Origin of the sequence: Pseudomonas sp. BN411 (assembly GCF_029871235.1) — a bacterium.
Classification (GTDB): Bacteria; Pseudomonadota; Gammaproteobacteria; order Pseudomonadales; family Pseudomonadaceae; genus Metapseudomonas.
On the sequence record NZ_SSOM01000082.1, the window covers coordinates 115,457 to 129,132 of the forward strand.

Genomic DNA, 13,676 nt, shown 5'->3' on the forward strand with positions numbered 1-13,676 from the left:
GCAGCCGGCTCTGATCCGGTCAGACGTGCCGCAGCACAGCGATCAGCGCAACATCGAGCCTATGGTGGCAACCGGCATGATGCAGGTGGGGTATGCGGGCGGACAGTACTGGGTCGCGGCCAGGGGCTGCGGCAGGGGACGCATCAGCGCTGCGGTGTAGGCAGCACCGAAGGCGCAGACGGCAACGGCGAGGCACAGCTTTTCTCTTATTGTCATGGTCATTCCTCTGCAATGGAGGGACATCTTGTTGTGAAGCAAGACTAGGAACTGCTGCGACAAGCCGCCTCGTCCGAATGGACTAGATTCGGGACGACCTGCTGAGTGCCATGAACAGCGCGGCAATGGCGCGCGCTTCCTGCAACTCTCCCGAGGCCACCAGGGCCGGCAGCTGTGACAGGGGTACCTGCATGACCTCCAGAGGTTCCGGCTCATCGCCCGTGGCGGTGCAGGGCTGCAGGTCTTCGGCCAGCACCACGCGGCAGCTATGGCACAGGTGTCCGGGCGCCAGGGTCAGCACGCCCAGTTCACGGAGGTGCCCGGCGCGCAGGCCGACTTCCTCCATCAGTTCGCGATTGGCCGCCTGCAGCGTGGTTTCCCCGGGCTCGACCCCGCCCTTGGGCAGGCCCAGCACCCGCTGCTCCACGCCGACGGCGTACTCGCGTACTAGTAGTACGTGCTGTGGATCGACCAGGGCCACGACCAGCACCGATTCATAGCCGGAGCCGCGCAGACGCTCGTAAACCCGCTGCTGGCCGTTGGCGAACTCCAGGTGCAGGGCTTCGATCTGGAACCAGTCGCTCCTGGCGCGTAGTTCGGTCTTGAGGATGGTGGGCAGGCTGCGCATGGCGGGCTCCCGTGGCGGTTCCGCAAGAGGGTCGCGCGCATAGGGATGTGGGGCATCGTCTGGATGGACTACGTCACCGGTGGACGCTGTAGGAGCCAGCTTGCTGGCGAACGGACGCGCCTGAGGGGTATTCGTAGGGTGGGTCACGCTTCATCGACCCACCGTTCGCGGCTGATCCGGACTCCGCTGGTGGATGTAAAAAGCGACATCCACCCTACGCCAAGGGCTGTGTCGGGGTGGGCTTTCGTAGGGTGGGTCACGCTTCACCGACCCGCCATTCGCGGCTGATCCGGACTCCGTTGGTGGATGTAAAAAGCGACATCCACCCTACATATGCTGTAGGAGCCAGCTTGCTGGCGAATGGCCCCGCGCGGGGGCGCGAGCGAGCTCCTACGGAAGGAGGTGGGACAGACCCCTTACCCCAGCGTCGCCACGCTTCGCAGGATCAACCGCACCAGCATGGTCTGCCGAGTCACGCCGGTCTTGGAGAAGGTGGAGCGCAGGTGGGCCCGTGCGGTGTTGCGGCTGATGCCGAGGGCGTCGGAGGCCTCGTCCAGGGTCAGGCCGTTGGCCAGCAGCATCGCCAACTGGGCCTCGGCCGGCGTCAGGTCGAACAGCGCCTTGACGATTTCCTGGGGCGCGCTGGATTCCTGTTCCGGGTCGCTGATGAAGATGGCTACCGAGGGGCACTGCTTGCCCTCGTTCCAGGTGGCGGGCGGAATGGAGCGCACGATGATACCGAGGTCGGCACGGCCGGACGGACGCTGTACGCGCATGGCCTCCACCACCGACGGGTGGTTGCTTTTTTGCGACAGCAGGGCCTGCTTCACCAATTGGCGGAACAGCTGGCTGTCGCGCGGCGTGCCCACCTGCAGGGTGTCGTTGACTACCTTGATGCCGTCCTTTTCCTCTAGCAGGCGTTCGGCCAGACGGTTCTTCTGCAGCAACTTGCCGTCCTGGTCGAGGATGATGGTGCCCACCGCCAGCTGGTCCACGGCACCGGCATAGAGGTTGCGCTCGCTTTCCACCCGGTTCAGGTGCATGTGCAACTGCACCGCCTGCTCCAGGTGCGGCAGGAACAGGGTCAGCAGGTCTTTATCAGACTGGGTGAAGGCCGGGTCCTGCTTGCCCCGGGAAATGCGGATACGACACTGGGCGCCATCGCTGGTGTTGATGTCGGCGCCGAGGATGTGGAACACGTCCACCGGCTCCATGAAGTTCTTGTAGAACTCCGAGTTCTGCCAGTCGCAGTCGGTGACGAACTCCGCCAGGGTGATCACCTGTCGGTTGGGCAGGCCAACGAAGGGGTCCAGGTTGTAGAAATGTTGGTTGTAGGAGTGCGTGACTTCGGCCGAGGCACCATCGGTATTGATGGTCAGGCCTTCAACGTGCTGGCTCGGTGGCCGCAGGATGAAGGTGGCATAGCGGGACGCAAGGCAGTGTTTGAGCTGATCGAGGAACGTAGTCCACGGAATGTTTTCCAGCGGCCCCTTGTAGAGGTCGCGGAGCATCCCGCTGAACTCGTCGAGCGTGAGTACGTGTGCCATGTCTGAAAGCTTTCTTATTTTTATGACTTGGGAAGATTCTTACAGACTCTTCAGCCTTATTTACAAGGCCAATCGTCTTCCGTCGATCGGTTGACGATTGGCAAGGAGCCGGCTTACGCCGGCTCTTTCACATCCAGGACAACAAAAGTGCGGGGCTCGCTCGCGGCGGCGCTCAGTTCAGCGATGTCGGTGTAGAACTGGTCGTACCACTTGCGCAGCTGGTAGACGGGGCCGTCGCCATCGCAGAGCAGCGGGTTGTCCACGCGGGTCTTGGTGTGCCAGATGGCCACGTCCTCGTAGAACGCATCCTGCGCCTGCTTCACGTAGGCCTTCGCCATCTCGCGGTTCTGCTCGTCAGTCAGCCCCGGTACCTTCTTGACCAGCACGCCGTAGCGCAAAGTGAAGCTGTCGAGGTCGATGGGCACATGGCAGTTGAGTAGGATCGAGTGGATTTCCACGCCGCCCATGGCGCCGGTCATTTCGGTGATCTGGTAGGCCGGGCCGTAGTAGGTGGCCACCGTGGCCAGCTGGCTGTCACCGGACAGGCGCGCACTGCCGCCGCGCATGTACTGGATTGCCAGGTGCTTGTCGAATTTGTTGCTGAAGTGGGTCAGCTCGGTGCCGTGCACCGAGTCGAAGTGCGCCATGTCGGCGACGTTGTCGATCAGCTCGCGGCAGTTGGTGTCGATCTTCAGCTCGGCCACTTCCCACTCGGCCCATTCGTCGCTGAAGCAGGCATCGATACGTGGAATGGCCTGCTCCTCGATCGGCGGGTTGCCTTCCGAGTCGTTCCAGACGAACAGCAGATTGTTCTGCTCGGAAACCGGCCAGGACTTGATCTTCGCCCGCGGCGGAATGCGCTTGGCGTAGGGGATGTCGTCACAGATGCCGTCGGCGCGCCAGCGCCATTCATGGAAGGGGCAGCGGATCGCGTCGCCTTCGACGCAACCCTGGCTCAGGTCGGCCCCCATGTGCGGGCAGTAGCCGTCGAGGATGCGGATCTGCCCGTCCTCTCCGGCGAAGGCCACCAGGCGGGTGCCGAATACATCCAGGCGGTGGGCCTTGCCGTCACGGTACTGGCTGGCCAGGCCCAGGCAGTGCCAGCCACGCGCGTAACGGGGCTCCAGCTGCTTGGCTTCGATGCGGTGCAGGGTACTCATCTTCTTGTTCTCCCATCGGGGTTCTGGAGGGCTGCATCCGACTCAGGCAGACCGTTGCAGCGCGTGCACGGACCGGATTCTGCGGTGCCAGCATTTCCCGGCATCGTCTGATCGGACGATGGCCCCGGTTGGCACCACGGTTTTACTGCGCGGAAGAACAACAAAAGGGAGCGCCCGAGGGTGATCCACATACTCGATGAGATTCCGCTCGCACCCGCGCGCCTTGCGCCCGTGCTGGAGGCCCTGGAGCGGGTTTACCTGCCGGCCTGCGCCGCCCGTGGCCTGACCCTGGAGCAGCGCTGGGTTTCGCCACCCGTGGAGATTCCCGGGCAATCGAACACCCTCTGGCTGCTCTGGCAGGTGGCCGACGTCTGGGCCTACTACGCCATGCGCAGTAGCGCGGGTGAAGAAGTCCGCGCCTTCTGGGACCTGGTGGAATCGGACTGTGAAGGTCGCCGCCGTCACGTGCTCGGTCCGGCCCGACTGCCACTGGAGGCGCCCCATGTGGAGTGAAACCCTGCAGCTGACGCTGTCTGCCGATACCGATCCTTCCGTCCTGGAATCTCTGCTGCGTGAGCACCTCCCGGCATTGCCCGGCCTGTTGCACCTGGGGTTCGGCCAGAACCTGCCGGGCAGTTGGGGCGCGGCAGATTGCACCCTCGACCTGCTGTTTGCGGAGATCCCCCCTGCCGCCCTGGACGACATCCTCGGCAGCCTGCCGGGCATCGCCGGATTCCAGCGCGTCCCGTACCAGCGCATCGGTGGCGGGCTCAGAGAGCCGGCCATGACCGGCGGTACCTGGCGCACCCTGCTGCTGCGGGTTCGCCCGGACGCCAGCGCGGAGCAGCGCGCTGCGCTGGAGCAGGACCTTCTGCGGATGCCCGCGTACATGCCGGGCATCCGCAACTGGCAATTGTCGCGGGTGACGTCCCCGTCGCCCTGGACTCACGTCTGGCAGCAGGAGTTCGCCCAGGTAGAAGACCTGCTAGGCGAGTACCTCAGCCATCCCTATCACTGGGCCTGGGTGGACCGCTGGTTCGACCCTGACTGCCCGGACTGGACGGTGGACGCCATCGCCCATGCCTTCTGTCCCTTCCAGCAGAGCCTGCTGGGATGGGCCGCCGAATTCTCAGAAAACTGACCTGGAGACACGCATGCGTGCAGTGGTGATCGAACGCCTCGGCGGAGCCGAAGTCCTGCAACTCAAGGAACTTGAACGTCCACAACCCGGCCCCGGCGAAGTGCTGGTGCAAGTGGTGTGTGCCGGGGTGAACCCGGCGGACTGGAAATGCCGCGAGGGCTACCTGGGCGGCTTCCTCGACTATCGCTTTCCCTTCGTCCTCGGCTTCGACCTGGCTGGAACCGTAGCCGCGTTGGGCGAGGGCGTGGACGACCTGCCGCTGGGCAGCCGGGTGTTCGCCCAGAGTGATGTCGGTGCCGGCAAGTGGGGCTCCTACGCCGAGTACGCCTGCGTCTCCCGTGCCTCCCTGGTGTCGATGCCGGAGAACCTCGACTTCGCCGCTGCCGCCGCTGTGCCGACGCCAGCACTGGCGGCCTGGACCGGACTGCTCGAAGAGGGCGCCCTGCGTCCCGGCCAGACCGTGCTGGTGCATGGCGGCGGCAGTGCGGTGGGCGGATTCGCCATTCAGTTCGCCCGCTGTGCCGGTGCGCGCATCGCCACCACCTGCAGCGCCGACAACGCCAGCCAGGCCCAGGCTTTGGGCGCCGAACTCGCCATCGACTACCGCGCCGACGACATCCACGGAGCCCTGCGCCGATGGGCGCCGGAGGGCGTCGACCTGGTGCTCGACTGCATCGGCGGCGGCAGCCTGCCGAACGGGCTCGACCTGTTGCGGCCGGGCGGTGCGCTGGTCGCCATCCTCACCCTGGCGCCGGGCGACGCCGGCCCCGATCACGCCGAAGCGGCCCGACGCGGCCTGCGCACGGCGGTGGCCTATAGCCGCATGCCCAGCGGCGAATTGTTGGGGCGCATCGCCAGCCTGCTGGCCGCTGGCCGAGTGCGGCCGCCTGCGCTGGACCTGCTGCCCCTGAGCGACGTGGCCAGCGCCCACGATCGGCTCCAGCATGGGCACGCGCGACGCAAGCAGGTGCTGCAAGTCGCTGACTGACCTGAAGCCTCGTCCGCTCGGACGATGGATAGACGGGCCGGAGCCGCTCTACTGGCGACCACTACAACAAGAGGCAGGAGCGTCAGCCATGCGTATCGAACAGGGCCAGGTGGCGGTGATCACCGGTGCGGCCGGCGGCATAGGCCGCGGCCTGGCGGAAGAAGGGGGCGCGAGGGGATTGCGCCTGGTATTGAGCGACGTCCACGGGCAGCGCCTGTCGGCCCTCACTGAACAACTGCAAGGGCAGGGCGTGGAGGTGGTGAGCCGGGTGGCCGACGTGGGCGATGCGGCCCAGGTGGATGCCCTGCGTGACCTGGCGGTGGAACGTTTCGGCGGTGTCGACTTGCTGTTCAACAACGCCGGCGTCCTGCAGACCGGCTTCAGTTGGGAGATCGGCGCCGACCGCTGGCAGCGCCTGCTGGACATCAACCTTGGCGGCGTGATCAACGGTATCCGCAGCTTCGTCCCCCTGCTGCTCGGCCAGCAGCGTCCGGCTCAGGTGGTCAACACCGCCTCCCTCGCCGGGCTGGTGTGCAGCCCCATGCTCGGCCCTTACACCGTCAGCAAGCAGGCGGTGGTGGCCCTGTCGGAAACCCTCCATTACGAACTGGCCGTGCTGCAGTCCCAGGTCCGTGTGGCCGTGCTCTGCCCGGGCCCGGTGGCCAGCGACATCATGAATTCCAACCAGGCCGCCGGTGGCGCCACCGGCCAGCTCGACGCATTGCTCGACAGCAGCATCCGCCAGGGCATGGACCCGCGCGAACTGGCCCGCGAAGTCTTCGCCGGCATCGAGGCAGAGCGCTTCTGGTTGCTGCCCCACAAGAACTTCAAGCCGGCGCTGGAACGGCGCCTCACCAGCATCCTCGACGAGACCAACCCGGTCTTCCAGATGGCCGACGCATAAGGAGCGCCAGCATGTCACTCGACCCCCAGATCGCCGCTGTGCTCCAGCAATTCAGCGGCATGCCGCAACCGGACTACAGTCAGCTCGACCCCGTGCAGTACCGGCAGTTCTGCGACAACCTGATGCCGCCGATTCCCGGCGAGCGCCTGTTCGAGGTGCGTAACCTCAAGCTGGCCGGCGCCGAGGGTGAACTGGATGCGCGCCTGTACCGCCCGGAAGACCGCAACGACCTGCCGTTGCTGGTGTTCTTCCACGGCGGCGGTTTCGTCATCGGCAATATCGACACCCACGACAACCTCTGCCGCAGCCTCGCGCGCCTGTGCAACGCCGTGGTGGTTTCGGTGGCCTACCGCCTGGCGCCGGAGAGCCGCTTCCCGGCGGCGCCCCACGACTGCTATCGCGCCACCTGCGACCTGGTGGAGCGCGCCCGCGAACTGGGCTTTGACGCCAGCCGCCTGGCCGTGGCCGGGGACAGCGCCGGAGGCAACCTGGCCATCGCCGTGAGCCGCCTGGCGCAGATCCGCAAGGCCCCGCGTATCGCCTACCAGTGCCTGTTCTATCCGGCCACCGATGCCCGCTGTGACAGCGCGTCTCACGAAGCCTTTGCCGAAGGTTACTTCCTGACCCGCGAGCAGATGCGCTGGTTCTGGAGCCAGTATCTGCCCCGTGCCGAGCTGTTCGACGACGCCCTGGCCTCGCCCGTGCGTGCCGAAGACCTGGCCGGCTTGCCGCCAACCACCCTGATCAGTGCCGAATACGATCCGTTGCGCGACGAAGGCGAAGCCTTCGCCAAGCGTCTGCAACAAGCTGGCGTCAAGGTCCGCCTGGAACGCTGCGAGGGCATGATCCACGGCTTCATCAGCATGTCCGCATTCGTCGGCAAGGCCCAGTCCGCGCTGGAAGCGGCGGCTGCCGACCTGCGCCAGGCATTGAACTGAGGAAATGGACATGGACAGCCCGCAGCGACTGATCGAAGCCATGGCCAGTGGCGCCATGCTGGTGGTGACCGACGATGAAGGGGAAGGCGAAGGCTCGCTGGTGATTGCCGCCGGCCAGGCCGATGCCGCCGCCATCAACTTCATGGCCCGCGAGGCTCGCGGGCTGATCTGCCTTGCCCTGACCGAGGAGCGCTGCACGGCCCTCGGCCTGGAGCTCATGGTGCCCAACTCGCGTGCCCGCCACGGGATGGGCTTCACCCTGTCCATCGAAGCGCGAAGCGGGGTGTCCACCGGCATTTCCGCTGCTGACCGCGCCCGTACCGTTGCGGTCGCCGTGGACCCGGCCAGCAGCGCCGCCGACCTCGTCCAGCCCGGCCACATCTTCCCCCTGCGTGCCCAGCCTGGTGGCGTGATGCAGAGGGCCGGCCATGTGGAGGCGGCTTGCGATCTCGCTCGACTCGCCGGCCTGATGCCGGCCGCCGTGCTGGTCAGTATTCTCGACGAGCAGGGTGAACCGGCTCGTGGCCAGGCGCTGCGTGATTTCGCCCAGCGCCACGGCCTGCCTGTGGGTAGCGTGGCCGACCTGATCCACTACCGCATCCTGCATGAAGGCACCATCCGCCGCTCCGGCGAATACCCCATTCACACCCGTCACGGCGAGTTCCGCGTCATCACCTACCTGGACGACTACCAGGGGCAACTGCACCTGGCCCTGGTTCGCGGTGAGGTCCGCCGCGACCGGCCCACGCTGGTGCGGGTACAGGCGGCGGAGACCTTGCGCGACCTGCTCGACAGTCATCCCAATCAATGGAATCTTGACCGCTCCCTGGCAAAGGTGGCGGAAGAGGGCGCTGGCGTCGTGGTATTGCTGGCGCATCAGGAAACGCCAGCTGCGCTGATCGAACAGCTCCAGCAGGGGGCGCACAAGCAACGCCCGCCCGCCTTTCCGCAGCGCACACTGGGGATCGGCGCGCAGATCCTGCGCGACGTGGGCGTGCGCAAGATGCGCCTGCTGAGTTTCCCGGTGAGCTACAAGGCGGTGTCCGGCTTCGAGCTGGAAGTCGCCGAATTTGTTCCCTTTGACGTGCAGGAGCCGGCATGAGCCCGCAATTGGATAGCTTGCTGCAACCGGCGCGTCTGGCCGGCCTTCACCTGCGCAACCGCCTGATCAAGACGGCCACCTTCGAAGGTATGTGCCCCGGCGGGATACCCGGTGACGACCTGATCAACCATCACGCGACCATGGCTCGCGGCGGTGTAGGCCTGACCACGGTGGCCTATTGCGGTGTCTCTCCGGATGGCCTGACCTTCCCTGACCAGATGTGGATGCATGCTGGCATCTTCCCGCAGTTGCAGCGCCTGACCGCAGCGGTGCATGCCGAGGGTGGCGCCATCTCCGCCCAGCTCGCCCACTGCGGCTACTTCAGCCGCAATCGCCCGCGCAACATCCCACGACCACGCGGCCCCAGCGCCTGCATCAACCAATACGGGCTGTTCTCCGGCATTCCCTTCGGCGGCGCCATGGGCATCGCCGACATCGGCCGCACTGTCGCCGAGTACGCTGCGGCAGCCAGCCTGGTACGTGACGCGGGATTCGACGCCGTCGAAATCCACATGGGACATGGCTACCTGCTCAGCCAGTTCATCTCCCCGGCGCTGAACAAGCGTCGCGACGCCTATGGCGGCTCGCTGGAAAACCGCATGCGTCTGCCGCTGCAGGTGCTGGCTGCGGTGCGCGGCGCCGTGGGGCGGGATTTCCCGATCCTGGCCAAGCTCAACCTGAGCGATGGGTTCAAGGGCGGTCTGGACATAGAGGACGCCTGCCAGGCAGCGCGATTGTTGGAGCAGGCAGGGCTGGACGCCATCGTCATGAGCGGCGGGCTGGTCAGCCGCACGCCGATGTTCCTCTTCCGTGGTGACAGCCCATTGCAGCAGATGGTGCCGCTGGAGAAGAACCCGTTGCAGCGCACGGCGATGAAATGGTTCGGCGGCGCGAGCTTCCCGGACCTGCCGTTCGAAGAACTCTACTTCCTCGAACTGGCCCGACAGATGCGCAAGGCAGTGTCCATGCCCCTGGTGTACCTGGGCGGCGTGGCCAGCGCCGAGGGTATGGCGCGAGCGGTGAACGAAGGCTTTGACTTCCTCGCCCTCGGACGCGCCCTGCTCAATGACCCGCAACTGCCGCAACGCCTTCAGCACGAAGGCGCCACCTGGCGCAGCGCCTGCACCCACTGCAACCAGTGCGTGGCCAGCATGGGGCTGCCCGGCGGGATTCGCTGCGTGCTGAATCAGCCGGCGGTGTTTGCCTGACTCGACGCTGCTTTTCCCTTGTGGGGGTGAATTCATTCGCTAAGCAGGCCGCAGGTCTGCCAGGGGGACTGCTTCGCAGTCCATAGCGAATGAATTCGCCCCCACACCTAGAAGCTTTGACTCCGAGTTATTCACAACAAAAAGGAACACCCATGACTCGTGAAGCATTCCCCGAAGGCGTCGCCCTGGTAGTGGGCGGCAGTGGTGGCATGGGCCAGGCAATCTGCGAGCGCCTGGCCGAAGCTGGCAGCGATGTCGTGCTCACCTACCACCGCAACGCTGAACGCGCGCAGTCCGTGGTCGGTGCCGTGATGGAACAGGGGCGCCGCGCCGAGGCGGTGCAACTGACCCTCGGCGATGAAGCGGGCGTTGCCGCGACGCTGCAAAAGCTCACCGCTGGCCGGCGCATTCACACCCTGGTGATCGCCTCCGGCTCCGACATCAGCCAGCCGCGCATCGGTGATCTCGACCTCGCGCAATGGAAGCGAGTGATCGACGCCGACCTCAACGGTTTCCTCAATCTGGTGCTGTGCCTGTTGCCGCACATGCGCGAGCAGGGCGGTGGTTCGATCGTGCATATCAGCTCCGCCGGGCTGTTCCGCTGGCCGGAGGGCGACGTGCTGTCGGTGGCGCCCAAGGCCGCCATCGAGTCGCTGATCCAGGGCATCGCCAAGGAAGAGGGCCGCCATGGCATCCGCGCCAACAGCGTGGCCATCGGCGTGATAGACGCTGGCATCTTCCACCGCCTCTGGGCCGACGGCACCTTCGACGAGCGGTGGAAGGATGCGGTGCAGGCCAAGCTATGCATCAAGCGCTGGGGCATGGCGGAGGAAGTGGCCGAAGCGGTGGCCTTCCTGGCATCCCGCCGCGCCGGTTACACGACCGGGCAGATACTGGCGGTGGATGGAGGTTATGGCGTCTGACGCACAACGCGTGGGGTTCACCCGAACTCCGCTGGTGGATGTAAAAGGCGACATCCACCCTACAGGCCAGGCGCGGCTCTTCGTAGGTTGGGCAGAGCGCAGCGAAGCCCAACATGGCGTGGTATCAGGTCGGCACCGTTGGGCTTCGCGTAGCTCAGCCACAACCTACAGTCGTAGGGTGGACCACGCTTCACCGGTCCACCATTCGTGGTTCACCTCGACTCCGCTGGTGGATGTAAAAGGCGACATCCACCCTACAGGCCAGGTGCGGCTCTTCGTAGGTTGGGCAGAGCGCAGCGAAGCCCAACATGGCGTGGTATCGGGTTGGCACCGTTGGGCTTCGCGTAGCTCAGCCACAACCTACGGTCGCACAAAAAAAGCCCCGCGAATGCGGGGCTTTTTTCGTCACCGAAAGCTTAGGGTTGCACGCCGCCCAGCATCAGCTTCGCCTGCGCCTGGACCAGCGCGGAGGCGGTGTAGTTGCCGTCGATGGGGGTGATCACCGCCTTGCCGAGAGACAGCTGGTAGGAGTCACCCTGCTTCTGTTCGGCGGTGGGGGCGGGCGGAGGGACGAGGTTCACCCGTACCACGCCGTCAGCGCCTTGCTGCGGCTGGAAGACTACGTTGCCCCAGTCGCTGATCGGCGCGAAGGCCACGCCGGTGACTTCGCCCGATTCCAGCGCCGGGTAGTTGATGTTCAGCCCGGTGTTGCCCGGCAGGCCGATCACGTTGGTTTCGCAGTAGGGCTTGGCCTTGCCATGGCTCTTGTCGCAGATGCGCTTGGCTTCGGCGCCGATGGCGGCGGCGCGGTTGATCACGCGGACGGCGAAGCGTGCGCTGTCATCCATGGCGTTGAGGGTTTTCTGGTAGCCGGCCTGCGGGTTCTGGGCGATCAGTTGCAGGTCGATGGCGGTGGACACGGCCACTGCCGGCACGCCCTTGAACATGGCGCGGACGGCTGCGTTGACGGTGCCGGACATCTGCGTCAGCGGGCCGACGTTGTCGCCGAAGTTGGTGCCGGAGACCACCAGGTCCGGGCGGTTGTCCTTGAGCAGCAGGTCGAGGCCGACGTTCACCGCGTCCACTGGAGTGCCGATGGCGGATGTCTTGCCAGCCGGCGGGGTGTAGCCGGCGGGAGCGCCGACGCAGTACTTGTCCTGGGCGAGCTGGGTAATGGCGACGGCCTGGCCGGGCACCACGACGCTGGCCGCGCCGATGCCGCTGCTGTCGTTCTGCGGGCCGACCAGGGTGACCTGGTGGCCGGCGGCGACCAGCGCCTGGTACACGGCGTCGATGCCGGGAGCGCGGCAGCCGTCGTCGTTGGTCAGAAGAATGTTCAGGGCACTGGCCTGGAGCGAAAGGGACAGGGCGGCCAGGCTGATGGCGGATTTCAACAGCGTGTGCGTCATCTCGTTTCCTCTATCGGAAGAAGGGAACCTTGGGTCGACTGCTGGCTGAACTAAGGCGGTTTGCAGCGGGACACAAAAAAGCGAGGCCCGGGGGCCTCGCTCGATCAGGGCGCTTATTTGCCCAGTTTTCGCAGGTTGGCGACGGAGAAGTAGTCAGCTTCGTAATCGCTGTTGTTCAGTTTCGCCGGCGGCTTGCCGTTGAGCAGGCGGTCGGTCAGGTAGGAGCCGGCGATCAGGTCGTGGAAGATCGCCACCCGGGCCTGGAAGCCTTGCAGGTCGTAGGCGTAGGCCGTGGTCTGCATGTTGCTGCGCCAGAGCTGGCCCTTGCCGTCGTAGTTGTCGGCCAGTACGGCGATCCAGGAGTCCTCGTCGATGTAGAGCACGCGCTTACCGTAGATGTGACGCTTGCCGGGCTTGAGCGTGGCCTCCAGGACCCAGACACGGTGCGGCTCATAACGCATGTACTCGGGGTTGACGTGGCCGTTGGTGGAAAGCAGGTTGTCGAGCTTCAGGCTCGGGTCGTCCAGCTTGTAGTTGTTGTACGGGATGTAGATTTCCTTCTTGCCTACCAGTTTCCACTCGTAGCGGTCCGGGGCGCCGTTGAACAGGCGGTCCTCGTCCATTACGCGGAAGCCACCGGCGCCGAACGGGGTGTCATAGGCAACGGTCGGTGCGCGCCGCACCCGGCGATTACCCGGCAGGTACTGCCAGGATTGCGACGGCGAGGCGATCGGGTCGGTGAAGGTGTGGGCGAGAATGATCTCGCCTTTCTTGCGGGTCGGCTCCAGGGTCTGGACCAGGGCGAATGCCTGCTGGCCACCGAAGGTTTCCACGGATTCCTTGGGCGAGTCCCATACCGAGAGGATCTTGTAGTCCATGGACTCCAGCGAGCGGGTGCCATTGGAGAGGGTCAGCGCCATGGTGTAGATGGCGTCTTCCTTCCAGGCACGGGCCGGCAGGTTGAGGTTCCACATCAGCTCGTAGCCGTTCTTCGGGATCGGGAAGGGCGAGGCGCCGATGGCGTTGATCACGCCGTTGCCGTCGCTGACCAGCTCGGCGCTGGTGGCGTTGGCGAGGGTGCGCTGCAGGACCCGGTCGGAGTAGCGGAAGTCGCGATGGCTCGGATAAACCGGGATCTTGAAGGTGCTCTTGTAGCGCTGGAACAGTGCCTTCTGACCTTCGGTGAGCTTGTCGGCGTACTGCGCCATGTTATCGGCGGTGATCACGAACAGCGGCTTCTCACCGGCATAGGGGTCGCCATAGCCGGTGCCTGTACCTGCGTAGTTGACCTGGGGCGGTGCCCCCAGCCACTTGCCGCTCCAGGCAGGAATGCTGCCATCGGCGTTGCCGGCCTTTTCTGCCCCCATGGGGGTGAGGTCGTCGCCCAGGCGTTTGGCCTCTTCCGTAGTGACCTTGGCCAGGACCGGAGTGCTGACGAGAGCGGCGGCGAGAACGCCGGCCAGGAGCGGGGTCTTGTTGTTCAGTTGCATCTTGAGTCTCCTGCGGCAGTGG

Annotated in this window: 14 protein-coding genes; 8 read left to right on the top strand and 6 right to left on the bottom strand. The window is 65.5% G+C overall.

Annotated elements, in window-relative coordinates; translation table 11 throughout:
- Window positions 1-42 precede the first annotated feature (42 nt).
- From E8F06_RS25385 to E8F06_RS25400, 4 genes are all read right to left on the bottom strand, one after another.
- On the bottom strand, window positions 43-216 hold the full coding sequence (locus E8F06_RS25385) for a hypothetical protein (RefSeq protein ID WP_178119272.1): 174 nt from the start codon (window positions 214-216) through the stop codon (window positions 43-45).
- Between the two features lie 82 nt (window positions 217-298).
- A complete protein-coding gene (gene nudE, locus E8F06_RS25390) occupies window positions 299-844 on the bottom strand; it encodes an ADP compounds hydrolase NudE (RefSeq protein WP_280372062.1) in 546 nt (181 codons plus the stop codon).
- Between the two features lie 416 nt (window positions 845-1,260).
- On the bottom strand, window positions 1,261-2,391 hold the full coding sequence (locus E8F06_RS25395) for a helix-turn-helix transcriptional regulator (protein ID WP_280372063.1): 1,131 nt from the start codon (window positions 2,389-2,391) through the stop codon (window positions 1,261-1,263).
- A 113-nt stretch (window positions 2,392-2,504) separates the two neighbouring features.
- Window positions 2,505-3,551, bottom strand: coding sequence for a Rieske 2Fe-2S domain-containing protein (locus tag E8F06_RS25400; protein ID WP_280372064.1), 1,047 nt, complete (start codon window positions 3,549-3,551; stop codon window positions 2,505-2,507).
- 180 nt (window positions 3,552-3,731) lie between these two features.
- On the opposite strand from E8F06_RS25400, the gene E8F06_RS25405 reads away from it, so the two are divergent.
- The 8 genes from E8F06_RS25405 to E8F06_RS25440 all read left to right on the top strand — a co-directional run bounded on the left by E8F06_RS25405 (window position 3,732) and on the right by E8F06_RS25440 (window position 10,755).
- Window positions 3,732-4,064 (top strand): hypothetical protein, encoded by a 333-nt coding sequence (locus tag E8F06_RS25405; protein WP_280372065.1) that lies wholly within the window; start codon window positions 3,732-3,734, stop codon window positions 4,062-4,064.
- Window positions 4,054-4,692, top strand: a complete 639-nt coding sequence (locus E8F06_RS25410) for a Dabb family protein (RefSeq protein WP_280372066.1) — start codon at window positions 4,054-4,056, stop codon at window positions 4,690-4,692. Before E8F06_RS25405 ends, E8F06_RS25410 begins: the two co-directional genes overlap by 11 nt.
- Before the next feature lie 13 nt (window positions 4,693-4,705).
- Window positions 4,706-5,680: an NADP-dependent oxidoreductase gene (locus E8F06_RS25415; RefSeq protein ID WP_280372067.1), complete on the top strand. Its 975-nt coding sequence runs from the start codon at window positions 4,706-4,708 to the stop codon at window positions 5,678-5,680.
- Window positions 5,681-5,768: 88 nt separating this feature from the next.
- Window positions 5,769-6,584, top strand: coding sequence for an SDR family NAD(P)-dependent oxidoreductase (locus tag E8F06_RS25420; protein ID WP_280372068.1), 816 nt, complete (start codon window positions 5,769-5,771; stop codon window positions 6,582-6,584).
- Between the two features lie 11 nt (window positions 6,585-6,595).
- Window positions 6,596-7,522 carry an alpha/beta hydrolase gene (locus tag E8F06_RS25425; RefSeq protein WP_280372069.1) on the top strand — a complete coding sequence of 309 codons (927 nt, stop codon included), beginning with the start codon at window positions 6,596-6,598 and terminating at the stop codon, window positions 7,520-7,522.
- A gap of 10 nt (window positions 7,523-7,532) precedes the next feature.
- Window positions 7,533-8,624, top strand: coding sequence for a 3,4-dihydroxy-2-butanone-4-phosphate synthase (gene ribB, locus E8F06_RS25430; RefSeq protein WP_280372070.1), 1,092 nt, complete (start codon window positions 7,533-7,535; stop codon window positions 8,622-8,624).
- On the top strand, window positions 8,621-9,832 hold the full coding sequence (locus tag E8F06_RS25435; RefSeq protein ID WP_280372071.1) for an NADH:flavin oxidoreductase: 1,212 nt from the start codon (window positions 8,621-8,623) through the stop codon (window positions 9,830-9,832). Before ribB ends, E8F06_RS25435 begins: the two co-directional genes overlap by 4 nt.
- Before the next feature lie 152 nt (window positions 9,833-9,984).
- Entirely contained in the window at window positions 9,985-10,755 is a 771-nt protein-coding gene (locus E8F06_RS25440; RefSeq protein WP_280372072.1) for an SDR family NAD(P)-dependent oxidoreductase, read from the top strand.
- 416 nt (window positions 10,756-11,171) lie between these two features.
- Here E8F06_RS25440 and E8F06_RS25445 read toward each other — a convergent pair whose 3' ends face one another.
- The gene (locus tag E8F06_RS25445) at window positions 11,172-12,164 is read right to left on the bottom strand and encodes a 5'/3'-nucleotidase SurE (protein ID WP_280372073.1); all 993 of its coding nucleotides are present in this window, start codon (window positions 12,162-12,164) and stop codon (window positions 11,172-11,174) included.
- A gap of 113 nt (window positions 12,165-12,277) precedes the next feature.
- The gene (locus E8F06_RS25450) at window positions 12,278-13,654 is read right to left on the bottom strand and encodes a DUF1329 domain-containing protein (protein WP_280372074.1); all 1,377 of its coding nucleotides are present in this window, start codon (window positions 13,652-13,654) and stop codon (window positions 12,278-12,280) included.
- Between the last annotated feature and the right edge of the window lie 22 nt (window positions 13,655-13,676).